The sequence below is a fragment of the Paenibacillus elgii NBRC 100335 genome, assembly GCF_004000865.1.
Lineage (GTDB): Bacteria > Bacillota > Bacilli > Paenibacillales > NBRC-103111 > Paenibacillus_G > Paenibacillus_G elgii.
On sequence record NZ_BIMB01000080.1, the window covers coordinates 1 to 23,968 of the forward strand.

The window sequence follows — 23,968 nt, forward strand, 5'->3', positions numbered from 1 at the left end:
CGCCATAGCAGGTGGTGGGAGTGTTCAAACAGCTACGCATCCGTTGATCGAAAGAAATTCGGGAGTTGAATATGGGAAGCCCGTAAAAATCGGTAACAATGTATGGATTGGCGGGAGAGCCGTCATCAACCCCGGGGTGACCATCGGCGATAACGTCGTTATTGCTTCCGGCGCAGTGGTAACAAAAGATGTGCCTGATAACGTGGTTGTAGGCGGAAATCCCGCAAAAATCATTAAACCAATATAAATTATTATTACTAATATAATAGGCTATGTTTTAAAATAATGTAGAAATTATATAACTTTTAAGGGAAGCCATTTTGGCTTCCCTTAATTCGCTTTTAAAGAAGGGTATATATCAACCATTTTCTATTATCATCAACCTATATATGGTTCTTTAGCCATTGTCTGAAATACTGCAACTGTTCCTGAGTATGGAAATAGTGTTCTCCATTCTCCATTACTTGCAAATTACAGTTAAAGCGTTTGGCAAATTCAGATACAATGTCAAACTCACATAAGTTATCTCCTGAACCATAGAGAATTGAAGTCGGATTATTCCAAGCAACAATAGGATGTTCTTTCACATAACAGTAGTAATCCCAATAGAGAGTTTGTCCAATAGGTGTGGAAATTTCTTTTTCTATTTTTAGTCTACTCTCACTTACGTTAAACCATGACATCATATTATTTATGATGCGTTCCATATTTACCACAGGAGAGAGAAACAAACACCGATTCAATGGCTCATTGCAATATTCTAATAGGCTGAAATATGCTCCCATGCTACAAGCAAAAATGCTTATATTATTTGATAACGATTTTGCATATGTCATAATTTTATTAAGGTCTTGAACACAGTTTTGAACTTTACAAAGATAAGTATCATCTTTACGTTCACCATGTTGAGGCAAATCGAAACTAAGAACTTGATAACCTGCTGCTGTTGCTTCTTCTGCAAATACAATAATCGAGTCATCTGCCTTATTTGACATGTTACCATGCACAACTATAAATAACTTATCTGATTTGTCCCCCCACAAAATTGCTGGAATATTATCGATCTTTAAATTATGTCTTATCATTACATCTATCCTCCATGAAATATAACTAAAATTCTATCATCAATAATGTATCAGTTTTCAACATTAAATAATAAAAGGAGATATCAAAAAGACACATGTCTCAGCGATATCTCCTTAAGACGTTGCAAAAATCGGTGTTTACAATAGAGCGGCTTCTTGCAAATGAATCCGGTAGCTCTTTACAAGCGTATCGCCATTGCGCATATCCTTGTCGAAAGCGCGCTCGAAGCCTAAGCGCTCATACAATCGGACCGCAGACTCCATCATGTCCGACGTATGTAAATGCAGCGTAGTCGCCCCTAAGGCGAGGGAGCGTCGGGCGCTTTCTTGTATTAACAGCGTCGCAATTCCCCGTCCTCGCACGGCTGGCGAAACGGACAGAAAGCGGATGATCGGCGATTGAATCCCAAGCTCCGGCATACCGTAAGCGGCTTCGGAGGACAAGAACAGCTGCACGCTGCCGACCACCTTCCCCGCAAGCTCGGCAACAAGCCGGGCTGCAGGATTGTCTCCGTCGACGGAGGCCCGAATCGACTCCCGGTAAGGCTCCCACCGGGCGGAAGGCAGCACCGTCCGGTACTGCTCATAAGCCTCCAGCATGACCTCGAGAATCGCTTCCCGGTCAAGCTCCGTCGCATCGCGAATCCGAATTTCATCCGATTTCCCCATAGCACCCCACCCGTTTTCCTTAAGCTCCATCCGATTCGCCATTGGCAATAGTTTAATTTACACTAAACTCATCGGATATAACGTATTTATTTTACTGTATCATCGGGTGGTTATACCGTCAAGACGCCGGTTCATTGACATTTTCAATCGAAAAATAGAAAAATTCGATCATTCCGGCTGCCGATTTCCCCACGTCTCGTGATAGATGAGATCCTGCAAGGAGCGGCGCTTCTCCCATTGAGCCGTCTCTAGGATCGGCTTCTCCGGGTAGTTCTCCGTATACCCGACCGACAGTAATGCAATCGGCTCGATATGCGGCGGAATGTCCAGAATTTCACGCACGTCGTTTTTCTTATAGAAGCTTACCCATCCCATAGCAAGCCCTTCCACACAGGCGGCCAGCCACATATTTTGGATCGCGCAGGCGACGGACAGCATATCAGTCTCGGGGATGGAATTGCGGCCGAGCACATGGGCGCCTCCCCGGGTAGGATCGCATGTAATGCAGATCGTCAGCGGCGCTTGCTTCAGCCCCTCCACCTTGAGGCTCAAGAATTGGTCCTGACGCTGACCTTCGTAATGGATCGCCAGCGCCCTTCTTTCCTTGTCCGCGGCCCAGGCCAGCCGCTCTTTTAGCGGCTCCGAAGTCACCAATATAAAGTTCCAAGGCTGCATGAAGCCGACGGACGGCGCGTGATGGCCGGCGTGAAGTACGTTCGTCACCGCTTCCTCCGGAATCGGGTCCGGCAGGAAGGAACGGACATCCCTTCTCGTATAGATGACCTTGTACAAAGCTTCCTTTTCCTGCTCCGTAAACATACGATCCCTCCCAGGGCGTTTAATTGTAAATCATACCACCCGCTTTCTTGAATTCCTTGGACTTATCCTCCAAGCCCTTCTCGATCGCGGCGCGGTCTTCCAAACCGTGTTGTTTAGCATATTCCCGTATATCCTGCGTAATACGCATGCTGCAAAACTTGGGGCCGCACATCGAGCAAAAATGTGCCGTCTTCGCCCCTTCCGCCGGAAGCGTCTCGTCATGATACTCAAGCGCTCTTTCGGGATCGAGCGACAGATGAAACTGATCCCGCCAGCGGAATTCGAACCGCGCCTTCGACAGCGCGTCGTCCCGCTCCTGCGCACCCGGATGGCCTTTGGCCAAATCGGCGGCGTGCGCCGCGATTTTGTAGGCGATGACGCCTTCCCGCACGTCGTTCTTGTTGGGGAGCCCCAAATGCTCCTTCGGGGTGACATAGCACAGCATCGCCGTCCCGAACCAGCCGATCATCGCGGCGCCGATGGCCGACGTAATGTGATCGTAGCCGGGCGCGATGTCGGTCGTGAGCGGTCCGAGCGTATAGAAGGGCGCCTCCTGGCACACCTCAAGCTGCCGGTCCACGTTCTCCTTGATCAAATGCATCGGCACGTGGCCGGGGCCTTCGATCATCACCTGTACGTCGTGCTTCCAGGCGATTTGCGTCAGCTCGCCCAGCGTATCCAGCTCCGCAAACTGCGCCTCGTCGTTCGCATCGGCGATAGACCCCGGACGCAGGCCGTCCCCAAGCGAAAAAGCGACGTCGTACGTTTTCATAATTTCGCAGATTTCTTCAAAATGCGTGTACAAGAAATTTTCCTGATGATGCGCCAGACACCACGAAGCCATGATCGAACCGCCCCGGGACACGATCCCGGTCACGCGATTCGCGGTCAGCGGAATGTAGCGCAGCAGTACTCCGGCATGGATCGTAAAATAATCGACGCCCTGCTCCGCCTGCTCGATCAGCGTATCCCGGTATATTTCCCAGGACAATTCCTCCGCCTTCCCTCCGACCTTCTCTAAAGCCTGATACAGTGGAACCGTCCCGATCGGCACCGGAGCGTTGCGGACGATCCATTCGCGCGTCGTATGAATGTGCTTGCCGGTCGATAAGTCCATGACCGTATCCGCTCCCCAGCGTGTCGCCCACCGCATCTTCTCCACTTCCTCGTCGATCGACGAAGCGACGGCGGAATTGCCGATGTTCGCATTGATCTTCACAAGGAAATTCCGGCCGATAATCATCGGCTCGCTTTCCGGATGGTTGATGTTCGACGGAATGATCGCCCGGCCGCGCGCCACCTCGCTGCGCACGAATTCGGGAGCCACCTTTTCGCGGATAGCTATATATTCCATCTCGGGCGTGATAATTCCTTTTTTGGCGTAATGCATCTGCGTAACATTCGCACCCGGCTTGGCCCGCAGAGGACGGCGCGTTGCTCCGGGAAACCACTCCTGCCCCCGAGCCCCCTCTCCCTCCTTGAAGCCGTTGTCTTCCGGTTTTACCGCTCTTCCGTCATACTCCTCCACGTCGCCCCGTTCCATAATCCATTCCCGCCGATTGGCCGGAAGCCCCTGCCGGATGTCGGTCCGGACATCGCCGTCCGTATACGGACCGCTGCTGTCGTAGACGCGAACGGGCGGATTGGCCGTTTCCCCATCCGCACTCACCGTCGGACTCAATGCAATTTCCCGCATCGGGACCCGAATGTCGCTGCGGGAGCCTTGAATGTACACTTTTCGGCTCCCGGGAAATCCCGTTACGTCCGGTACGGCTTGTTGTTGGTTTGGTTTGTTTTCGCTTGTCATGTTCAATTCCTCCTCGAATGAATGTGAGCAAGCGGGGAACGTAATGCATACAAAAAAGACCGCAACGGCAAAGAAGCGGTCTTTGTGCATACAAAGGCTACGTGTTTCCTCCGCTGGCATTACCCAGATCAGGTTTAACGGTCGATAACATCCGGTTATCCTCTCAGCCTGGCTTCACCAAGCTCCCGCGCATATGAAGTTGTCAGTACAAGAATAACCCGGACTCCGCCAAAAATCAACAGCCAGCGTAAATTTTTCTAAAATGCTGGAACGACCGCAACGCCATATTTGTCTTCGATAAACTTCTTCACTTCCGGTGTCGTCAAAGCCGCGTCGAGCTTCTTCACTTCGTCCCGTGTCTCGTCTCCCTTGCGTACAACGATGACATTGGCGTAAGGGGATTTCGAATCTTCCCGGAACACGGCCGATTTCGGATCGATTTTGGCTTCCAGCACGAGGTTCGTATTAATAATCGCGCCTTCCAGATCGGGAAGCGACCGGGGCAGGGTTGCAGAGTCGGCCTCGACGAATTTCAGCTTTTTCGGGTTGTCCGCGATGTCCTTGGGCGTCGCTTCATACGTCGTCAGGCCGTCTTTGAGCTTGACCAGCCCTTGCTGCTGCAGCAGCACCAGCGCGCGGTATTCGTTGGACGGGTTGTTCGGGATGCCGATCCGCGCCCCTTCCTTGATCTCATCCTTCGATTTCAGCTTGCTCGAATAGAAGCCGATCGGCTCCACGTGAACCTTGGTCGTGACGGCAAAATCATAGCCCTTCTCGCCCTTGACCGAATCCAGATAAGGAACGTGCTGGAAGTAGTTCGCGTCGATCTGCTTGTCTTTCAGCGCAGGGTTCAGCTGCCCTTCGTCGTCATAGACGACCACTTCGAGGTTGACCCCCTGCTCCTTCAGCTTCGGTTTGACGAAGTTTAGAATTTCCGCATGCGGTACGGCGGCCGCACCGATTTTCAGCGTCGTTTCTTTGGCCGGTTTGGCCGTGCCGGCTGCATTGCCTTGCGCCGCAGACTTCGTGTCCGGGGCCTGCGCCGTGCCGCCCGAGGCGCAGCCCGAAACGATAGCCCCGAAAATAACCAAGATGGATGCGAGAGAGAAGATTCCTTTTTTACCCATAGTTACGCCTGCTTTCTATAATTAAAATGACTTCACAATCCGATTTTTTGCGCTCAATCCGGCTTATACCGCTTCTTGTCGATCGATTTGGCGATGTAATCGCCCGACCATTGGATGAGCTGAACCAATACGATGATGAGCAGGACGGTCGCGATCAGAACGTCCTCGCGAAACCGTTGGTACCCGAAGCGGATGGCCAGGCTGCCCAGACCGCCCGCCCCGATTGCGCCGGCCACGGCAGTGAATTCCGTAATCGCAATGACAGCAATCGTCATCGCACGAACAAGGGCCGGCAGCGATTCAGGAATGAGCACCCTGAAAATGATCGTGAACGGCGAGGCGCCGACCGCTTTGGCGGCCTCGATCTTGCCCGCGCTCACTTCCTTGAGCGAATTCTCGATCACCCGCCCCAGAAAGGGCGCCGCGCCGATCGAGAGCGATACGATGGCGGCCGTCGGACCGAGCGAGGTGCCGACGATCAGCCGCGAGAGGGGCAGCAGCAGAATGATCAGAATAATGAAGGGCAGCGAACGGACGCTGTTGATGACTGTACCCATGATTTTGTGCAGCAGCGGCGCTTCCAGAATACCGCCCTTCTCCGTCACGACGAGCGTAATGCCCAGCGCTATGCCGAGCACGAGCGCGAAGACGGAAGACCAGAGCACCATGTAGACCGTCTCGCCAAGTCCCTGCAGCAGCAGCTCGATCAGATCGTCTCTCATATTCCCGCTCCCACTCCTTCCATCACGTACCGGCTGTCGCGGTAATGCTCCAGAATGCGGACGAATCTGCGTGCCGTGTCGCTTTCAGGATTCAGGAACAGCTTGTCGACCGGCCCGGTCTCGACGATGCGGCCGCTCTCGATCACCGCCATGCTGCGGCAAATATGCTGCAGTACATCCAGTTCGTGCGTGATCAGAACGACGGTCAGCTTCAGCTGGCGGTTAATGTCCCTGAGCAGCTCCAGAATGGAGTAGGTCGTCTGCGGATCGAGCGCCGACGTCGCCTCGTCGCTGAGCAGCACGTCAGGCTCGTTCACGAGCGCTCTCGCGATGCCGACCCGCTGCTTCTGACCGCCGCTGAGCTGCGACGGATAGGCGTTCTCTTTATCGCCCAGGCCGACAAGGTCGAGAATTTCGCGGACACGCTCGCGTATGTGCGCTTTCGGATGCCCGGCGACCTGCAAAGGGAACGCGACGTTCTGGTACACCGTCTTCGCGTCCAGCAGATTAAATTGCTGAAAAATCATGCCGATTTTTTGCCGGGCCAGCCGCAGCTCCTTCCCGTTCAAATCCGTAATGACCGTGCCCTCGATTTCGATGCTGCCGGAATCCGGCTCCTCCAGCCGGTTGAGGCAGCGGATCAACGTCGACTTGCCCGCGCCGCTGAAGCCGATAATGCCGAAGATATCCCCCTTTTCGATCTGTAAGCTGACGTTCTGAAGTGCAGGAAATGCGCCTGACGACGTTTTGTACGATTTGCTAAGATTGCGAATGACGATCATTCCTTCACCTGCTTTTCGGGATAAAAATAAAAAAACCAAGCGTCGCCCCGCAGCCAAAGCTCGGGGAAAGCTTAGTTTCCAGTGGACTGGTCAACTAATTGTGCAAGTCGTCGTTTTTAATTCCGACTATACCGATTATATTTATTTAATTTAAAGGATGGACCGGGCGCTGTCAAGAACTTTTAGCTGGGCATTTACTGCAGAATAGAACGCGAAAAAAACAGCCGGAGCCGGATTCGGATAAACAGCCGGGGGTTGGCCGGACTTTAGACCGAGATGCAAGGAGGAATTGACGGGGCTGCAGGATCATGCTAAGTTATAACAAATTAAATCCATTGATTAACTCGGATATATGGAGGTATGGCTTGTGACCCAAACAAGACAAATCAAACTGTCCGCCTATTTGGTCGGAACCGGCATGCATGTCGCTTCGTGGCGGCATCCTGAAGCCCAACCCAATGCGAGTATCGACATCGATTATTACAAGCGTCTCGCGCAGCTCGCCGAACGCGGAAAATTCGATATCGCCTTTATCGCCGACAGCCTCGCGATCAACGAAGCGTCCCACCCGAATATTTTGAACCGCTACGAACCGATCACGCTCATCACCGCACTGGCTGGCGCTACCTCGAAGATCGGCGTCGTCGCCACCGCCTCCACCTCGTACATCGAGCCGTTCAATCTGGCCCGCCTCTTCATGTCGGCCGATCATATCAGCAAAGGCCGGGTCGGCTGGAATATCGTCACGACCCGGGACTTGTCGGGAAATACGGCGCTCAACTTCGGAGGCAAAGAGCATTACGAGCACTCGCTGCGCTACAAGCGCGCGGAGGAGTTCCTCGAAGTCGTCAAAGGACTGTGGGACTCGTGGGAGGACGATGCTTTTGTCCGTGACAAGGAGACCGGGCAGTTTTTCGACCGGAGCAAGCTGCACCGCATCAACCACCAAGGCGAGTTTTTCGCCGTGCAAGGTCCGCTCAACATCGGTCGTTCCCCGCAGGGTCACCCCGTCCTCGTGCAGGCCGGAAATTCCGAATCTGGGCAAAGCTTTGCCGCAGGCACGGCGGAGGTCGTATTTTCCATCAAATACGATATCGACGATGCGAAGCAGTTTTACCGCTCCTTCAAGAGCAAGGTGGCCGCTGCGGGAAGATCGGCCGACGACGTGTATATTTTACAGGGCATCTCTCCAATCATCGCCGAAACGGAGGAAGCGGCGAAGCGGAAGCAGAAGCAGTTGGAGTCCTTCATTACCGAGGAGACGGGGATCGGCTTCTTGTCCGACTATTTCAAAAACGTCGATTTTACAGGAGCCACCCTCGATTCGAGTGCGGCGGACTTCGGGCTGGATCGGCTGCCGGAGACGAAATCCGATTACATCAAGCACCGGCCCGTCATTGCGCGGGACAATCCTACGCTGCGGGAGGTGTATTCCCTACTGACCGGTTCGTTCAGCAGCGAGCACTTCGTCGGCACGCCGGAGAAAATTGCCGATACGCTGGAAACCTGGTTTACGGAAAAAGCCGCCGACGGCTTTATGCTGATGGCTCCCCTGCTTCCGCAAGGCTTGGAAGATTTCGTGGAGCACGTTGTGCCTCTGCTGCAGCAAAGAGGGCTGTTCCGTACGGAGTACGAGGGCAGTACGCTGAGAGACCATTTTCACCTGCCGAAGCCGCAGAACCGGTTCGCCGCCGCCAGAGCGGAGCAGCCGCAACATTAGCTTTCATGTAGAGCCAAAAGACCGGACCCCTTCACAAATCTGCGAAGGAGTTCCGGTCTTTTTTGATAGATGGATGACGACCGTCATCTTGTCAGATTAGGAGATCATCCGTTTACATTTGCAACACGCTGAGCTTATCCTTCACCTGTTCGACCAGCTTCCGGGCATCTTCTTCATTGTTCACCACGTCGGTCAGGTCCATATCGACGATCAATACGTCGGACTGATTATAATACTTCATCAGCCACTCGTCGTACCCTTTCCACAAATACCGGTAATACTCAATAAGCGATTCGTCCTGCTCGAAATCCCGTCCGCGCAGCGAAATGCGCCGCAGCACCGTCTCGAACGAGCCTTTCAAATAAACCATCAGATCGGGAGCTTTCTTCGGCAGCTCCTCCAGCTCTTCGAGCATATTGTTCGCAAGGTTCTCGTACACTTGAAACTCCAGATCGTTGATGCGTCCGAGCTCGCGGTTTACTTTTGCAAAATACCAATCTTCGTAGATGCTCCGGTCCAATACGTTGCGGTTGCTCCGCAGCGCCTTCTTAATCGATTTAAACCGGCTGTCCAAAAAGTACAGCTGGAGTAAAAACGGGTACCGGTGCTTCTCGATCTCTTCCTTCGATGCCGTATAGAAAAGCGGCAAAATCGGATTATCGTCCACACTCTCGTAAAATACTTCCGATCCGAGCTCCCGCCCAAGCAATTCAGCTACGGACGTTTTCCCCAGACCGATCATTCCCCCGACAACAATCACTGACATTGTCCCCTTTCTCCTTACGCCGCTTCCGTGAAGCTTATCTTTTTTTACCATTGCTCATTTCACAGCTAAAAAACAACTGCTCTATTATAGCAGGAATGCCCGGTTTTGTCTCAACTTACGATAAACGGCTGCACGTTCGCATTCAAAGGAAAAAGCGGTCATAGCGACCGCTTCGTGGTTTAGCCTTCTTCCGTTAAAGCGAGGAACTGCTTCACGTCTTCGATGGAAAGATCGACCGCCTGCTGCCAAAACTCCGGCTGCTCCAAGTCCACTCCCAAGTGCTTGCTCGCAAGCTGCTCGACCGTGAGGCGGCCGGTATCCTGTAGTAAAGCAATATACCGTGCCTCGAACGATTCGCCTTCCTGACGTGCAAGTGAGTAGATGCCCGAGGAGAACAGGAAGCCGAACGTGTACGGAAAGTTGTAGAACGGCACGCCGGTTTTGTAGAAGTGCAGCTTCGCCGCCCAGAAATGCGGATGGTACTCGCTCAAGGCGCCGCAGAATGCGTCCTTTTGAGCCTCAATCATCAGCTCGTTTAACCGGTCCGGGTCAACAAGTCCGGACTTGCGCTCTTCGTAGAACCGCGTCTCGAACAGGAACCTCGCGTGAATGTCCATGAAAAAGGCGACGGCCCGCTGGATTTTGTCTTTCAGCAGGAACAGCTTACGCTCCCGTGTCTCCGCCTGCTTCAGTGCAGCGTCGCTGACGATCAATTCGGCAAAGGTCGAAGCCGTCTCCGCCACGTTCATCGCGTAGCGTTGAGTCATCGGCGGAAGCTCGTTCATCACATGCTGGTGAAACGCATGGCCGAGCTCGTGAGCCAGCGTCGACAGATTCCCTGCCCCGGAGTAAGTCATAAAGATCCGGCTCTGCTTGCTGACCGGGAATGAGGTGCAGAAGCCACCGGGCCGTTTGCCCGGGCGGTCTTCCGCCTCCACCCACCGCTCCTCGAAAGCGCGCGCGGTAAAGTCGGCGAGCTGCGGCGAGAAGCGGCGGAATTGCTCCTCGATCATCACTGCAGCCTCGTCATAGGAGACGTTCGTATCCTTGCCCTCAAGCGGCGCATTCAGATCGGACCAGGCAAGGCGCTCCGTGCCCATCAGCTTGGCGGCCCGCTCCAGATAAGCGATAAATACCGGCTTGTTCTTCTCGATCACATCCCACATCGTTTGCAGCGTTTTGTCGGTCATCCGGTTGATTTGGAGTGGCTCGCGAAGTACCGAGTCCCACCCGCGGTGCTTGTACAGCTGGAGACGGAAGCCAGCAATACGGTTCAGCGCATCGGCGCAAAAATCTTCCTGAGCCGTCCACGTCTCCTCCCATTGCCGGAACAAGCGCTCCCGCTTCTCCCGATCCGACTCTTTGAGCATCTGGTTGAAAAACTGCCCGGCAGAGAGCATGACCGTGTTCCCGTCTTTCTCGTACGGAAGCCGGATCTGCTTCACAATCGTATCGTATAAGGCGCTCCAGCCATTGTAGCCGTCCACGGCAAGGTCGTTCACCAAGGTCTCTTGCTCCAGCGGCAGTTTGTCTTTTACATTCGTCCGGCGTTCCTCCAGATTGAAGGCGAGGGCTGCCATCGCCCCACTGCCCGCCCACTGGGCGAATACGGAGTCTGGCATCTCCGCAAGCAGCACGTCGAATCGCGTCATCGCGGACTGGTAGTTCGCCTGAATGCCGTCCAGCCGGCCGCCAAGCCGAACCGAGCCCCGATCCGCCTGATTTTGCGCGGAGAGGCAGCCGATGAAGGCCGCTGCTTGCCGCAGACGTTTTTGGAGGTCCTGCAGTTGCTCCACGAAGCTCTGCAACGCGGCGGCAGTTTCTGCGGTCTGCGGCGACGGCAAAGCGTCGAGCTCACTGCGGAAGCGGTTCGTGTCGGCTTCAAGTGCGTTCAAATATTGCGCAAATTCGGGAGAGTCGCTGCCTCCCGGGAAAAAAACGTCCAGATCCCAAGTTTGCTGCAAAGGTCGGTTCATTCAAGGGAACCCCTTTCAGTTAGAGTATATGTAAACGAATAGTAACGCAAAAAAAAAGCGCACTTCATGTTATTCTACAGACGGTCAATTATCCCTTCCGAAAACCCTCAATTCGGTTACACACCGCGTTGCCCGTCGGCCTGGCCTGAAAGCGGGGAACGGCCACGAATCATTTTAGAAAACAACGGCTTGAGGCAGATCGCGAGGACATGCCATGAGATTCGTAACGAAAACGAGATTGGACCGTCTTGAGACGCTCCTCCGATCCATCGCTGACGAGCAGCAGCAAAAAGAAGCCCTGCATCTTCTGGAATCGCTCAAACGGGATATCGATGAAAACTACGCGGAAATCCGCAAACCGATCCGCATTTATGAGAAAAATCAATGACCGTCGAACGCTTGAAGTCCCTGCATGATTTTCTCCACGTTATATGTCAGGGAATGCTCGTCCGTATGAATCGTGAGCTCCGCATGCTCCGGTGGTTCGTAGACGTCGGATAGTCCCGTAAAATTCGGAATAAGCCCGAGCCGCGCCTTGGCATACAACCCTTTGACGTCCCGCCGCTCACATACCTCCAGCGGGCACTCTACATAAATTTCCATATACCGCGGCAGCACCGACCTCGCGTAAGCTCTCATGCTGCGGTACGGCGTGATGGCCGACACGAGCACGATTGCGCCGTTGTCTGCATGCGTTTTCGCAAGCTCGACGATCCGGCGGATATGCTCAAGCCGGTCGGCGGGGGTGAAGCCCAGGTCACTGGACAGCGTCTTGCGCAGCTCGTCTCCGTCCAGCCATTCGACCCGGTATCCCTGCTTACGCAGCACGGATGCCGCCTCCCGCGCCGTCGTCGTCTTCCCCGAGCCGGATAGCCCGGTAAACCAGAGGACAGCGCCTTCCTTTTCGTTCAAAGGCCGCATGGAGACACCTCCTTTCCGGCGTACCGCACGTCGACACTAGGAACTCGTTCCAGTATTCCTCTTCCGTAAATCGACTCCATGGACAGCTCCGGCATATGCACGTAGCCGATGTAACAGCCACACGTTTTCATCCGGCAAGGTCTCTCTGCGGACAGTCGTTCCAAGCCGTCGCGGTACAAATGCCCGATCACTCCCCGGTCCTTATAACAGCGCTTGACCTGCCCCGAGCCCGTAACGAAAAACACGCGGCTTCCCGTGGCGCAAGGCTTCCCCATGCTGTCATAGTCCCTTACGTTCCACTCGAAATAAGGGTCGATCTCGCGAAAGGCTGCTATCTCCTCGGGCGAATAATACGCCGGCTGATCCTTGTACGCGTTCACCCACAAGTAAACCTCTTGAGGCAAAGCGCGGCGCAGCGAACGGATCGGCTCAAGATAGCTTTTGATGCCGACGGAGCCGACGCTGAAGGAAATCCCTTTGTCGTAAAGCTGCGCGCACTGGGTCAGAAACGACGCTTCGCTCGTTTGACCAGGATGGTACGTGACCCAGAACGCCGCCTTTTCCTTGTTCAGCCCGTTCGTCCAATCCAGCTTGACGGACAAGTTCGTCTGGATCGCCACCTTGTCGACGTGCTCCAGGTGGGACAGCTCCGTTAACGCCTCGCGGTACCACCGGTGGACGAGCGCCTCGCCGTACGGATTGAAGAAGAGGGACAGACGTCTACCGTCCTCCCCCTGCTCCCTGATCCATGCTACAAACCGCTCCAACTGCGCCTTGTCCTTCGCCAGCGTCTCGCGGCTGTCTGTCGTTTTGCTGAACGGGCAATACGGACAATCGTAGTTGCAAGAGGATAACGCGCCGCGGTAATACAGCGTGGTGCTTACTCGCATACGTATTCCTCCATCCGCTCCCTGACCTCTGGCGAGATCAGCCAATCGCCGATCGCATCAGAATAAGCCATGCCTTCGTCCGTCAGACGCATTGTACCGTCTTCCAGCATGGCAAACCCGGCAGCCAGCAGCCGCTTCAGTTCAGGACTGTCAGCGAACGGATCGCTGCCGAACCTCGCTACATAAGCGCTCCGCTCCAGCCCTTCGCGGTGGAGCAGCGCCTTGATGACGAAACGGCGCTGCTGCTCGGCCAGGCTCAGGACGAAGCCGTAATCCGCCATATCGTAGCTTGACGCGGAAACGTAGTCGGCGATAATGCTTTGGGTCGCCTTATAGCTCACGCCATAGCGGGAAGCGTAATGCACCTCCCTCGTGTACGAACGTGCGCCGCAGCCGAGACCGACCATCCCTTCCTCCTGACAGCCGTAAGGGAGCAGGTTTTTCCCGGACTTCGCGTCGGGCCTTGCGAAACGCCGCATCGAGAACGCCTCGTAGCCCTTTTCCTTCAAGCGCTCGTAAGCGGCACGGTACATATCCAGCCGGTGGTCCTGCCCTCGGCGGCGCAGCTCTTCCGGCTTCAAGATCGTATTCTCGCGCGTATATAGCGGGTAAATGAAAATTTCCTCCGGCTCATATTCCAGCGCCCGATCCAGCGAATACAACCACGTCTCCAACGTTTGTCCGGGCAGCCCGTAAATCAGGTCGAGATTGAGCACGGCAAAGTCGTGCCGTTTCAGCACTTCGAGCGCGCGCATCACTTCGCCCGGCTTTTGCGGGCGGTAGATCGCGGCGGCTTCGGCTTCGATGAAGCTTTGAATGCCCATGCTCACCCGGTCGACCTTCCGCTCCTTCAGCAGCTTCATTCGCGCATCGGTCACGGTGTCCGGGGACGTCTCGACGGAGATCGAGGCACGGTCCGGATCGAGTCCCATCACCTGCTCTGCGATATCGAACAAACGTTCGAGAAGCTGCTCGTTCAGCAGTGTCGGCGTCCCGCCTCCGATCGCAAAGCGGGAGAACGGCCGGTGGGCCACCATGGGCGCCCACTGCCTCGCCTGACGCTCCAATGCAGCAACATACTGCTCGTGCGCGTCGGCGCTCCGGTCGGGCAGCGTAAACAGATTGCAGAACCCGCACCGGGCCGCGCAGAACGGAATGTGCATATATAAAAAGAACGACTCCCCGCTCTCCCGCTTCCACAGCTCGTGCAGCGGCAGCGGCGGATTCAGTTCGCCATAGGCCGTTTTATGCGGATAGGAGTACAAGTAAGACCGGTATGGCGATGCGGCGATTTGCTCCGACCAGCGCCGGATGTCTTCTGATTCCCGGAATTCCACTTGATATCCCTCCTTTTGATAGCTGTTATGTCTACAAAATAAACTCCCGGTACGGCACGTTCCATACGACCTCGTGAGCCAGCCGGTGCCCGTGATACCCGTCCTCGCCGTAAGCGGTCCCATGGTCGGAGCAAACGATGCAGAACGTCTTGCCTCGCTCGCGCATCGCTTCGAACAGCCGTCCGAGCTGTCCGTCCACATAGCGCAGCGCCGCCCGCTGGGTTTCCACCGAATCGCGTTTTGCTCCCGGCACGAAATAATGGTTCGGGCCGTGGATGGCGCTCACGTTCATGAAAAGAAACAGCCGCTGGCCTGGATCGGCCGAGCCGATCAGCTTCAGCGCATGATTCACCTGATGTTCGGTGGAGCGCGGATTCGTTACACCGAACGTCTGGCGCCAATAGCTCTCTTGAAAATACGACGGAAGCACTTTCGCCAGCGGCACTTTTTTCGTAAAAAAAATGACGCCGCCGATGCAGATCGTCCGGTACCCTTCCCCGGCAAGGCCGGAGACGATGTCGGGCGTATCAAACAGCCATGTGTTCGGATTGGTCGGCAGTCCCGTATTTTTCGAATGAAACAGCCGGACATGGCTGGCTTTGTCCGTATTGGCGGGCGTCGGCAAAAAACCGCCGAAAAAAGCGTGATGCGCGGCATACGTAAAGCTGCCCGGCGTATGACGCTTTTCCCAGCCGCCCGTGCCGCACAGATTGGGGCAGTTCTCTTCCTCCAGCTTCGCCACGTCGTAGCGCAGCGTGTCAAGCGTCACAAACAAAATGTCGTGGGTGCCGACAATGTCGTTCATATTGATGATCATGCTTCATTCATCCTTTAACATGCGGGTCATTTGCCATTCGTAGGTATCCATTCCTTCGTAACGAACGTTCAGCAGCAGATCGCCGAACGGATTAATATCGACGATATAAGGACGCAAGGCGCCTTTGGCGAGAAGCACGTCGATCCCTGCCACAGCGGAACGCGGAAATAGCGAAGCAACCTGCTCCCCGGCCTCTGCTACCGCCTGAACGGTAGCCGCGGACAGCCCGAGCTCCTCCAACCCGGCCCGCTCGTTGCGCAGGTGGAGATTCGTGATCGGCGTGCAGCTGAGCCGGGCAATCCGGTGACACGCTTCGCCGTCGACGACGAGTTGGCGGACATCGAACGCACGGCCGTCGTGCGATGCTTTCTGCACCCACTGCTCGACGTGCATACCTTGAGCGCCCAACCAATTGATAATTTCGCGGATGATCGGGCGCTCCCGGTATCTGCGAATACGGCGCGAATTGTAATATACCCGCTCGTACCCATGGCGCTCGAAGCCGATCGTCGTGTCGGCCAGCTCCGCACCGGTAGACGGGTTAATCTGGTAAGCCAGCACCCCGGAGGCCGAGGAGCCGAACGCCAGCTTGACGAAGACGCGCCGCATGCCGGCCCGCTCCATCGCTTCGCGGAGCTGATCGTAGCTCCGGATAGAACCAGCCTCCCCCGGAGCCGTGGGAACCCGTACACCCTGAGAGCTGAGCAGCCGATGGCAGCGACGCTTGTCGAACATGACCGCGATTTCCTGCGGATCGTTCATCCAGCGCGCTTCCGGCGCCGTTTCGGCCAAGTCGGCGCGAAGCCCGGACAGCATCCGGCAAAAGCCACGGAACCATTGCGAAGGATAGTAGATACGTCCCGGCTGATCAGGCAGATTCCGCGCCGCTTGCGCCGAGATGACCGGCATCGGGAGAAACTCCGGCAATGGGAACAGCTCGTCCGCTTGCCCGCCATCGGCCGCACCGAGCGCGATCAGCTCGCGCTCCACCGGGAAATGCTCGCCGGGCGAGTCCAGCCGTACCAGGACAGGCTCGCCGCCCGTGATTTCCCGCCATCGAACGCGTCCCTGCAGCAGATCGAGATACGGCACGATCCTCGCCGGAGGCATCCCAAGCCTCCGGCGCGCTTCCTGCAGCATCGTCGTCCTCCGGTTGCCGGGATTCCCAACGACAATCAGCGGACGGGGCATCTACTCCGTGACCGCCGGATAGCGCCAGTCGTCTTCATCGTCGCTCTGCTGCTGGTCGCTGACATCGACGGACATGCCCGACGTTTGCCAGCGTTTTACCATCTCGTCCGACATATAGTGATAGTTCAGATCGAGGAACGAAAGCTTCCGGACGCGTTCGCTCGCCAGCAGCGCTTCGGCGCCTTTGTCGCTAAGGGTTCCCTGCGATAAATCGAGCGTATGCAATTGATCGAGGATCGGCGAATTCGCAATCTCAATCGCGATTTCATCTTGAATCTCGCTATCTTTCAGACCGAGGTAAGTCAATTTGGGAAAGCGTCCCGGTTCCATGAGCGGTTTAACATCCTCCAGGCCGCCGTCAAAACCGTAATTATCTACACCGAGATAAAGCTCCAGCTTTCTCAGCTCCGGCAGCTCGGCGTCGCGAATATCGGCGAGCACTTCCTTGCTCAGGCCGCCACAGATAATTACCAACTCTTCCAACCGTTCGTGCTTCAACGGCTTTAAGGACAAGCCGGTGCTGCCTTGAATCCAGAACGAGGTAAGCTGCGGAAACGCCTCTAGCAGCGGAGTCAGATTCGTCTGCGTGATCCAAGATATTTCGCATTCCTCCGAATCCATGTCGCCGATAAACAGCTTGCGCAACGCCGGGAAAGCGTCCTTATGCCCGATCAATGTATCCATGAATGTATCGGGACCATCTTCATAGGCCTGTCCCCACGAGCCGATCGTCAGCTCTACGACCTCCCGGCTCTCGGGCTTCGCAGCCAACTGCTCGATCAGCTGTTCCATGCGCGTTCCCACTTCGTATTCGTCATAGCCGACTTCCAAACGGATTTCTGTCATCGATAATCCTCCCCACAATCTGCCATACTCTTTTCTAAACTATCATCCGGCTTTGGTTTCGTCAATCCGAACAAGCTATGCGTCATGCCGGAAATACAGGATCAAGAGACAATCCTATTAACTTAAGAGAATTTTCTGTAAATTGTATTGACTACGAACAAATGTTTGGTATAATAGATTACAAGAACGCATGTTCCTATTTCCTGAGAGGAGTGTAGATACGATGGTGACGAATGTTAGATTTATCGAACGGGACTATTACAAAAATGTCATTGCCGAAAATGGAGAGCAGCTGAGCGAGCAGCAGATCGAAAAAATTTTGGACGCGTCCGAACCGTTCTGGGCCGATCTTACTTTTAAATTTTTCGAAAACGGATCAATGATCATTATCGACAACCATACCGAGCTACAAGTTCCTCTCAGCAGCCTGAATGAAGCGGCATGCGAGTTTTACGCCCAGCAGCGAATCAAAATGATTAAAGCCAAGCTTAGAAATCAGAAAATTACGGAAGCATCCTAAACCAAGATTAAAATACGAAAGTCCGCGCGGTCTCCGGGTTTGCCCCTTCGTTCCGCAACGGACCTTTATACTTGTTATTTTTTATACCGGGTACTTGCTTGTACTAGGCTAGTCCGCGTAAGCTTTCAACACGATGACCGCATTGTGTCCGCCGAATCCGAAGGAGTTCGATATGCCGATCTTCAGTTTGGATTGACGCGCTTCATTCGGTACGTAGTCCAAATCGCAATCCAGGTCCGGCTGCTCCAGATTAATCGTCGGAGGAATGATTCCCCGCTCCAGGCTCTTCGCCAGAGCAATGGCTTCTACCCCGCCGGCTGCTCCGAACATGTGACCGGTCATGGACTTATTGGCGGTTACCGGAATCCGGTAGGCATGTTCGCCGAACAGCTTCTTGATCGCCATCGTTTCGGACTTGTCCCCGAGTCCCGTACTCGTCGCGTGCGCGCTGATCACATCCACTTCCTCGGGGTTCACAGCCGCTTCGCGAAGCGCCAATCTCATGGCCTGGTAGGCCCCGATTCCCTCCGGATGGGTGGCAACGATATGATAGGCATCGGAGCTGGCCCCGTAACCTATCACCTCGGCGTAGATTCGAGCGTTTCGACGCAATGCGTGGGAGAGCGATTCCAGTACCACAATACCCGCCCCTTCGGCCATGACGAACCCGTCCCGTCCCGCATCGAACGGACGGCTTGCCCTGGCAGGCTCGTCATTTCGACCGGATAAAGCGGTAGCGTTGCCGAAGCTGGCAAGCGATATTTCCGTCACGGCGGCTTCCGCGCCACCGGCAATGATCGCGTCCGCGCCACCCGCCCGAATGAGCCGGAATGCTTCGCCGATGGCCGTATTTCCTATAGAGCATGCCGTTACCGGAGACAGGGTTGGGCCCAAAGCTCCGAATTTTATACTGATCATCGCTGCAGCCATATTCGATATCATCATCGGTACCAGCGTCGGACTGACCCGTTCCGGTCCCCGATCACGAAGAATGGCGTCCTGTTCGAGCAGCGTTTGAATACCTCCGATGCCGGAGCCTACATATACGCCTAGCCTTTCCCGATCGATTTCGTCAAGCGATAAGCCTGAATCCTCCAACGCCTGATCCGCAGCAGCCAAAGCAAACTGACAAAACCGATCCATCCGCCGCGCTTCTTTGCGGCCAAACCGAGCTTCCGCATCAAATTCCCGGACAATCCCCGCGATTTTCGTTTTAAAGCGGGACGTGTCGAACGTATCGATCCGGCTTATCCCCGATTCCCCCCGGCACAAACGATTCCAAAAAGTTTCCACTTCATTCCCAAGCGGCGAAATAACACCCATCCCCGTTAACACGACTCGTTCCATCATAGTTCCTTCCTTTCGTTCATCGGTTAAGTCCTATGTTGTCACAGGTGTCATCCTATTACAAGTTGCAGTTTATTATAGTATAATAACTACTATGTTAACGAAACCAAAAGGCGGAATCGAGATGAATCATCAAACGAGGCTTCAAGCGTTATCGGCTTTTTTGAAGGCACAACGAGCCAAATTGCTCCCGCAAACGGTCGGTCTTCCGGTCGGAACTCGCAGACGTACCCCGGGTTTGAGACGTGAGGAAGTCGCCCAACTTGCCGGGGTCAGCCCTACGTGGTATACATGGCTGGAGCAAGGACGGGATATTAAAGTATCCAAATCAGTCCTGGACTGCGTCGCCACCGCCCTGCAATTAACGGTAGACGAGCGCAAATATTTGTTTTCGCTTGCTCTGGAGACCGGATCGGGCGCCCATACGCTGATAGAAGAGCTGCCCGAGATCAGCCCTTCGCTGAGAAGAATTTTGCAGGAGCTGCGCTTTTGTCCGACCATTATTTCTGACCGCCGCTGCCATATTGTCGGATGGAACGAAGCAGCTTCCCACGTGTTTCTCGACTTCCAACTCATTCCCGTCGAACAACGGAATATGATCCGACTGCTGTTTACACAAAAGGAATTCCAACGTCTCGCCGTCAATTGGGAGCATTTTGTCCGTGGTTTTCTCGCTATTTTCCGGGCGTATTACGGGCAATACGTTGAGGACGAATGGTACGGGCATTTTCTTGCAGAGATGAAGGAGGTTCACCCGGATTTCGACCGGCTGTGGGAGCAAAGTGAGGTCAGCTCGGCCCCGGAGGTGCTAATCGAATTCAGGCATGCCAAAGCGGGCAAGATGCTGTTTCATCTTACCTCGCTGCAGGTTCAAGGGAGCTCCGACCTGCGGTGCAGCATCTATACTCCTGCGCCTGATTCCTTGACGGAATCGAAGCTGAAGCAGTTGATGGAGCGCAGCAGCATAAGCTCCCCTGATCGTTCAGAATGAACCGATCCGGCGGCTGTGAAAATGATTACCCACTCGCCGCCCCTCTTCCAAGCCTTACTCCTGACGCGCCACAGACATAAGGATCGTTTCCGTTTCCCTGTGAGCAAAAAGCTCGTCGAGGCTCGTCTCTACAGTCAAGCCTTCGTTGGTGATTTTATAGAACCGGGAAGCGAAGCGCTCGCGATACATATCCAACAAGCAGTGAAATTCGTCCCAAAGCCCACTCAGCATTAGCGGATTCAGTTCGAAAGCCACTTTGCCGACGGCTTGTCGTACCAGCAGCGCCTCCATCCCAAGAAAGGCGTGATACTCCCCTCTCTCAATGTCCATTTTAATTAAATCGATATAATCGAAATTCCCCTCGTTCGCATCCAGCGTCTCCGTCATAACCTCTTCTTCCTGCATGACATCATTGGCAAAGTAATCAAAATATTGTTCGCCGGGCTTCACCAAGGTGCTTGAACCCGTATACAGCTCGCTGTAATAAAACGTCTTGGAGCCAGATGTATCGGAGACGGCCTTTTGGAGCGCCATTACCCGATTTTTGGCAAACAGCATATTCATCGCGACGTTGTCCCGCAGCAGTCCATAGTTTTTCCAGCCTGCTTCGTAAGCCAGAACCTTCCCCTGCTCGCCGACGAGCAGCCCCATCAGAACGGTAAAACAACCGACATTCGCCCCGACATCGATCACCTTATGACCCGGTTTCACATTCAGAAGTATGTAGTTGGTTAAAGCAACGTCGAACCCCCCGCTGCCTACAAGCTGCGGAGTCAAGCTCACATCGTCGGCAAAGGAGTAAAGGAGCCTCCCCATACCGGATAGATCAGCATCCGGTTTTTTCCAACACATGTCCCTTTCATTCTTCACCCGCCTTTTATGCCGATGGAGAGCACACAATCTCGATTCAATCATTATTTATGTTGGGGCCCCCTTAAACAGAACCTTGAACAGGCTCTTTCAAGGGGGCTTCCCTTACTCGCCCGGATTGGTGCAGCGGTAGGTTTGGGCTTGAAAAAACACTTTGACATGGGCCTCAACATCAGGCGATGGATTGACAAAGGCAAGCCTCGTATACTTTGCAAATCGTTTAGGAACGACAATTTGAGTTTCAAAAGGTTTGATGGTTTGAGTGAAATCTTCGAACGTATGCACCCGGTCCGGACTTTCTTCTATTATAAGGTTCAGATCGGTCTCGCTCTGATTCACGACGATGAACGAATACGTCACAAAGATGGATGTATCGAAAAAGGGAGAGCGGACAATGGAATCCGTGATGACCAAGTCAAGCTTGCTATTTTCGAAGGCAACGCAGGATTCTTCCCGATCGAGCATTTCAAAAAGTTCTTCGAACTCATCATGATTAAACACTGGCGGTTGCTCTGGCTGGGGAATTGGCTCCTTTAGGATAGGGACCGCTTTATCGGATACAGGACGCTTTTTGATTCGCTTTACTGCCAGTTTGGGCGAATGGATTCGCTTTTGTCTCATCGGCCATCTTCCTTTCGTTAAGTTTGAACCGCCCTACTTCTTTCTAGTGGAAAAGCACTTTTTCGATTTGTTTCGGCATACAATATTTGTATTCATTTCGGAAAAACGGTGCTCTAAGGCAGTTATCCATATTTTTTTGACACAATATTGTGGGCTAAGGGTGATAAGCAGTGCCAAACTTTAATGTGTTTAACCTCAACCCCAACGATTTGCGCATTTTGATCTTCGGACAGGATGCGACAGGAACCGCTCGCCCCATAAAAACCGACTCCGGCGGGTCAATTCTCAATATTCCTATTGGCGGAACGATCGACATCGTTCAACAAGTCTCAGCAGCAACGATCGTGGCGGGGACGATTAATGCCATCACCGGGACAGTAACCGCAGTCGTGCCGTCTGCGACAGTAACCGGCGGAACTCTAACGACGATTCAATCGGTACTGGGGGCTACGGTTACTGCGGGAACGTTAACCACCGTCGAGTCTGTGCTGGGAGCGACGATTACTGCGGGGAATGTAAGTGCAACAATCCTAGGGGGAACAGTCAGTGCCACGTTGCTGGGCGGTACGCTCACGAACCTGCTGGACGGCACCCTTACCAACGTTCTTGGCGCGACGATTACGGCAGGAACATTAACTACAGTTGAATCCATACTTGGAGCAACCATCACCGGTGGTACCATTAATGCCATTACCGGGACAATTACAGCCGTCGTACCTTCCGTTACGCTATCGGGCGGAACGATTTCGGTGGTGGAATCCGTTCTTGGGGCGACTATCACAGGCGGGTCGGTCAGTACTACCATTCTCGGCGGTACCGTCGGTGCCACGCTGCTAGGCGGGACTATCGATAATCTGCTCAATGGCACCATCACGAGTGTGCTCGGTGCTACTATTACTGCGGGGACTTTGACTACCGTTGGCTCTGTGCTTGGAGCAACCATCTCGGGCGGTACGCTTAATGCGATTTTGGGTACCCTTACTGCGGTTGTCCCTTCCGTCACCATTTCCGGCGGGACACTGACGGCAGTCGAATCTGTGCTTGGGGCTACAATCACCGCGGGAACACTTAGCGCAACGATTGTGGGAGGCACCGTCAGCGCGACAATCTTAGGCGGTACCGTCGGTGCCACGCTACTCGGCGGGACTATCGACAATCTGCTCAACGGCACCATCACGAGTGTGCTCGGTGCTACTATTACTGCGGGGACTTTGACTACCGTTGGCTCTGTACTTGGAGCAACCATCTCGGGCGGTACGCTTAATGCGATTTTGGGTACCCTTACTGCGGTTGTCCCTTCCGTCACCATTTCCGGCGGGACACTGACGGTCATCGGATCTGTGCTGGGAGCCACGATCACTGCCGGAACACTTAGTGCGACGATTGTGGGCGGCACCGTCAGCGCCACAATCTTAGGCGGTACCGTCGGTGCCACGCTGCTGGGCGGGACCATCGATAACCTACTGAACGGCACCATCACTAGCGTGCTCGGAGCCACCATCACTGCAGGGACCTTAACTACCGTTGGTTTTGTTTTGGGTGCAACCATTACTGCAGGAACTATTAGCGCGACGATTCTCGGCGGGACTATCAACAATCTGCTTAACGGCACTATCACCAACGTGCTTGGCGCTACGATCACCGCGGGGACCTTGACTACCGTCGGCTCTGTGCTCGGAGCGACTATTACAGCCGGGACAATTAGCGCTACCGTACTCGGGGGGACCATCAGCGCGACGATTCTCGGCGGTGCGGTCAGTGCCTCGATCCTGGGCGGGACTATCGATAATCTGCTCAACGGCACTATTACCAGCGTGCTTGGCGCTACGATCACTGCGGGAACCTTGTCTACTGTCGGCTCTGTGCTGGGAGCTACCATTACTGCTGGAACTGTTAACGCGACGATTCTCGGCGGAACTATCAATAATCTACTCAACGGCACTATCACCAACGTGCTTGGCGCTACCATCACCGCGGGGACTTTAACTACCGTCGGCTCCGTGCTGGGAGCCACCATTACAGCAGGTACGATCAGCGCTACCATTCTCGGCGGAACCGTCAGTACCACGATCCTGGGCGGAACGATCGACAACTTGCTCAACGGCACCATCACCAGCGTGCTTGGGGCCACGATCACCGCAGGG

24 protein-coding genes and 1 riboswitch are annotated in these 23,968 nt (G+C 54.4%); of the genes, 6 read left to right on the plus strand and 18 right to left on the minus strand.

Features of this window, described 5'->3' with window-relative positions; genetic code table 11:
- On the plus strand, window positions 1–247 hold a 247-nt coding region (locus tag PEL01S_RS32495; RefSeq protein WP_304363376.1), incomplete at its 5' end, for a DapH/DapD/GlmU-related protein.
- A gap of 136 nt (window positions 248–383) precedes the next feature.
- Here PEL01S_RS32495 and PEL01S_RS32500 read toward each other — a convergent pair.
- From PEL01S_RS32500 to PEL01S_RS32530, 7 genes are all read right to left on the minus strand, one after another.
- Window positions 384–1,085, minus strand: coding sequence for an alpha/beta hydrolase (locus PEL01S_RS32500; RefSeq protein WP_063188280.1), 702 nt, complete (start codon window positions 1,083–1,085; stop codon window positions 384–386).
- A gap of 138 nt (window positions 1,086–1,223) precedes the next feature.
- The gene (locus PEL01S_RS32505) at window positions 1,224–1,754 is read right to left on the minus strand and encodes a GNAT family N-acetyltransferase (RefSeq protein WP_063188283.1); all 531 of its coding nucleotides are present in this window, start codon (window positions 1,752–1,754) and stop codon (window positions 1,224–1,226) included.
- A 168-nt stretch (window positions 1,755–1,922) separates the two neighbouring features.
- The gene (gene bluB, locus PEL01S_RS32510; protein ID WP_010491008.1) at window positions 1,923–2,573 is read right to left on the minus strand and encodes a 5,6-dimethylbenzimidazole synthase; all 651 of its coding nucleotides are present in this window, start codon (window positions 2,571–2,573) and stop codon (window positions 1,923–1,925) included.
- A 19-nt stretch (window positions 2,574–2,592) separates the two neighbouring features.
- Window positions 2,593–4,380: a phosphomethylpyrimidine synthase ThiC gene (gene thiC, locus PEL01S_RS32515; protein ID WP_063188286.1), complete on the minus strand. Its 1,788-nt coding sequence runs from the start codon at window positions 4,378–4,380 to the stop codon at window positions 2,593–2,595.
- Between the two features lie 88 nt (window positions 4,381–4,468).
- A riboswitch (TPP riboswitch) is annotated at window positions 4,469–4,579 on the minus strand.
- A 58-nt stretch (window positions 4,580–4,637) separates the two neighbouring features.
- Complete coding sequence (locus PEL01S_RS32520; RefSeq protein WP_063188288.1) at window positions 4,638–5,507, minus strand: MetQ/NlpA family ABC transporter substrate-binding protein; 870 nt, start codon at window positions 5,505–5,507, stop codon at window positions 4,638–4,640.
- A 53-nt stretch (window positions 5,508–5,560) separates the two neighbouring features.
- Entirely contained in the window at window positions 5,561–6,229 is a 669-nt protein-coding gene (locus PEL01S_RS32525) for a methionine ABC transporter permease (RefSeq protein WP_063188290.1), read from the minus strand.
- Complete coding sequence (locus PEL01S_RS32530; RefSeq protein WP_063188292.1) at window positions 6,226–7,011, minus strand: methionine ABC transporter ATP-binding protein; 786 nt, start codon at window positions 7,009–7,011, stop codon at window positions 6,226–6,228. Before PEL01S_RS32530 ends, PEL01S_RS32525 begins: the two co-directional genes overlap by 4 nt.
- A 367-nt stretch (window positions 7,012–7,378) precedes the next feature.
- On the opposite strand from PEL01S_RS32530, the gene PEL01S_RS32535 reads away from it, so the two are divergent.
- Entirely contained in the window at window positions 7,379–8,731 is a 1,353-nt protein-coding gene (locus PEL01S_RS32535; RefSeq protein WP_063188294.1) for an LLM class flavin-dependent oxidoreductase, read from the plus strand.
- Between the two features lie 112 nt (window positions 8,732–8,843).
- On the opposite strand, the gene PEL01S_RS32540 is transcribed toward PEL01S_RS32535, so the two are convergent.
- Both PEL01S_RS32540 and PEL01S_RS32545 read right to left on the minus strand, forming a co-directional pair.
- A complete protein-coding gene (locus tag PEL01S_RS32540; protein WP_063188296.1) occupies window positions 8,844–9,497 on the minus strand; it encodes a deoxynucleoside kinase in 654 nt (217 codons plus the stop codon).
- 179 nt (window positions 9,498–9,676) lie between these two features.
- Window positions 9,677–11,473, minus strand: coding sequence for a M3 family oligoendopeptidase (locus tag PEL01S_RS32545; RefSeq protein WP_063188297.1), 1,797 nt, complete (start codon window positions 11,471–11,473; stop codon window positions 9,677–9,679).
- Window positions 11,474–11,687: 214 nt separating this feature from the next.
- On the opposite strand from PEL01S_RS32545, the gene PEL01S_RS34720 reads away from it, so the two are divergent.
- Window positions 11,688–11,861 (plus strand): hypothetical protein, encoded by a 174-nt coding sequence (locus PEL01S_RS34720; protein WP_010491023.1) that lies wholly within the window; start codon window positions 11,688–11,690, stop codon window positions 11,859–11,861.
- On the opposite strand, the gene cysC is transcribed toward PEL01S_RS34720, so the two are convergent.
- From cysC to PEL01S_RS32575, 6 genes are read right to left on the minus strand one after another with little or no spacing between them, the layout of a single operon-like run.
- Window positions 11,855–12,394 carry an adenylyl-sulfate kinase gene (gene cysC / locus PEL01S_RS32550; RefSeq protein WP_063188299.1) on the minus strand — a complete coding sequence of 180 codons (540 nt, stop codon included), beginning with the start codon at window positions 12,392–12,394 and terminating at the stop codon, window positions 11,855–11,857. The two genes, PEL01S_RS34720 and cysC, sit on opposite strands and share 7 nt — an antisense overlap.
- On the minus strand, window positions 12,382–13,284 hold the full coding sequence (locus tag PEL01S_RS32555; protein WP_063188301.1) for an STM4011 family radical SAM protein: 903 nt from the start codon (window positions 13,282–13,284) through the stop codon (window positions 12,382–12,384). Before PEL01S_RS32555 ends, cysC begins: the two co-directional genes overlap by 13 nt.
- Complete coding sequence (locus tag PEL01S_RS32560) at window positions 13,275–14,621, minus strand: STM4012 family radical SAM protein (RefSeq protein ID WP_127463146.1); 1,347 nt, start codon at window positions 14,619–14,621, stop codon at window positions 13,275–13,277. Before PEL01S_RS32560 ends, PEL01S_RS32555 begins: the two co-directional genes overlap by 10 nt.
- 31 nt (window positions 14,622–14,652) lie before the next feature.
- Complete coding sequence (locus PEL01S_RS32565; protein WP_174807046.1) at window positions 14,653–15,435, minus strand: STM4013/SEN3800 family hydrolase; 783 nt, start codon at window positions 15,433–15,435, stop codon at window positions 14,653–14,655.
- Between the two features lie 6 nt (window positions 15,436–15,441).
- Window positions 15,442–16,629, minus strand: a complete 1,188-nt coding sequence (locus PEL01S_RS32570; RefSeq protein ID WP_127463147.1) for an STM4014 family protein — start codon at window positions 16,627–16,629, stop codon at window positions 15,442–15,444.
- Window positions 16,630–17,475: an STM4015 family protein gene (locus tag PEL01S_RS32575; RefSeq protein WP_127463148.1), complete on the minus strand. Its 846-nt coding sequence runs from the start codon at window positions 17,473–17,475 to the stop codon at window positions 16,630–16,632. It lies immediately after the preceding gene.
- 223 nt (window positions 17,476–17,698) lie between these two features.
- Between PEL01S_RS32575 and PEL01S_RS32580 the strand changes: the two genes are divergently transcribed.
- A complete protein-coding gene (locus tag PEL01S_RS32580) occupies window positions 17,699–17,995 on the plus strand; it encodes a hypothetical protein (RefSeq protein WP_063188316.1) in 297 nt (98 codons plus the stop codon).
- Between the two features lie 108 nt (window positions 17,996–18,103).
- On the opposite strand, the gene fabF is transcribed toward PEL01S_RS32580, so the two are convergent.
- Entirely contained in the window at window positions 18,104–19,342 is a 1,239-nt protein-coding gene (gene fabF, locus PEL01S_RS32585) for a beta-ketoacyl-ACP synthase II (protein WP_127463149.1), read from the minus strand.
- 124 nt (window positions 19,343–19,466) lie between these two features.
- Here fabF and PEL01S_RS32590 point away from each other — a divergent pair, with 124 nt between their 5' ends.
- Entirely contained in the window at window positions 19,467–20,333 is an 867-nt protein-coding gene (locus PEL01S_RS32590) for a helix-turn-helix transcriptional regulator (RefSeq protein ID WP_108533859.1), read from the plus strand.
- 54 nt (window positions 20,334–20,387) lie between these two features.
- Here PEL01S_RS32590 and PEL01S_RS32595 read toward each other — a convergent pair whose 3' ends face one another.
- Together PEL01S_RS32595 and PEL01S_RS32600 are read right to left on the minus strand one after the other, a co-directional pair.
- Complete coding sequence (locus PEL01S_RS32595) at window positions 20,388–21,185, minus strand: FkbM family methyltransferase (RefSeq protein WP_163768108.1); 798 nt, start codon at window positions 21,183–21,185, stop codon at window positions 20,388–20,390.
- 123 nt (window positions 21,186–21,308) lie between these two features.
- Window positions 21,309–21,824, minus strand: a complete 516-nt coding sequence (locus tag PEL01S_RS32600) for a DUF6385 domain-containing protein (protein WP_063188324.1) — start codon at window positions 21,822–21,824, stop codon at window positions 21,309–21,311.
- 170 nt (window positions 21,825–21,994) lie between these two features.
- On the opposite strand from PEL01S_RS32600, the gene PEL01S_RS34845 reads away from it, so the two are divergent.
- A partial coding sequence (locus tag PEL01S_RS34845; protein ID WP_164824357.1) for a beta strand repeat-containing protein occupies window positions 21,995–23,968 on the plus strand: 1,974 nt, incomplete at its 3' end.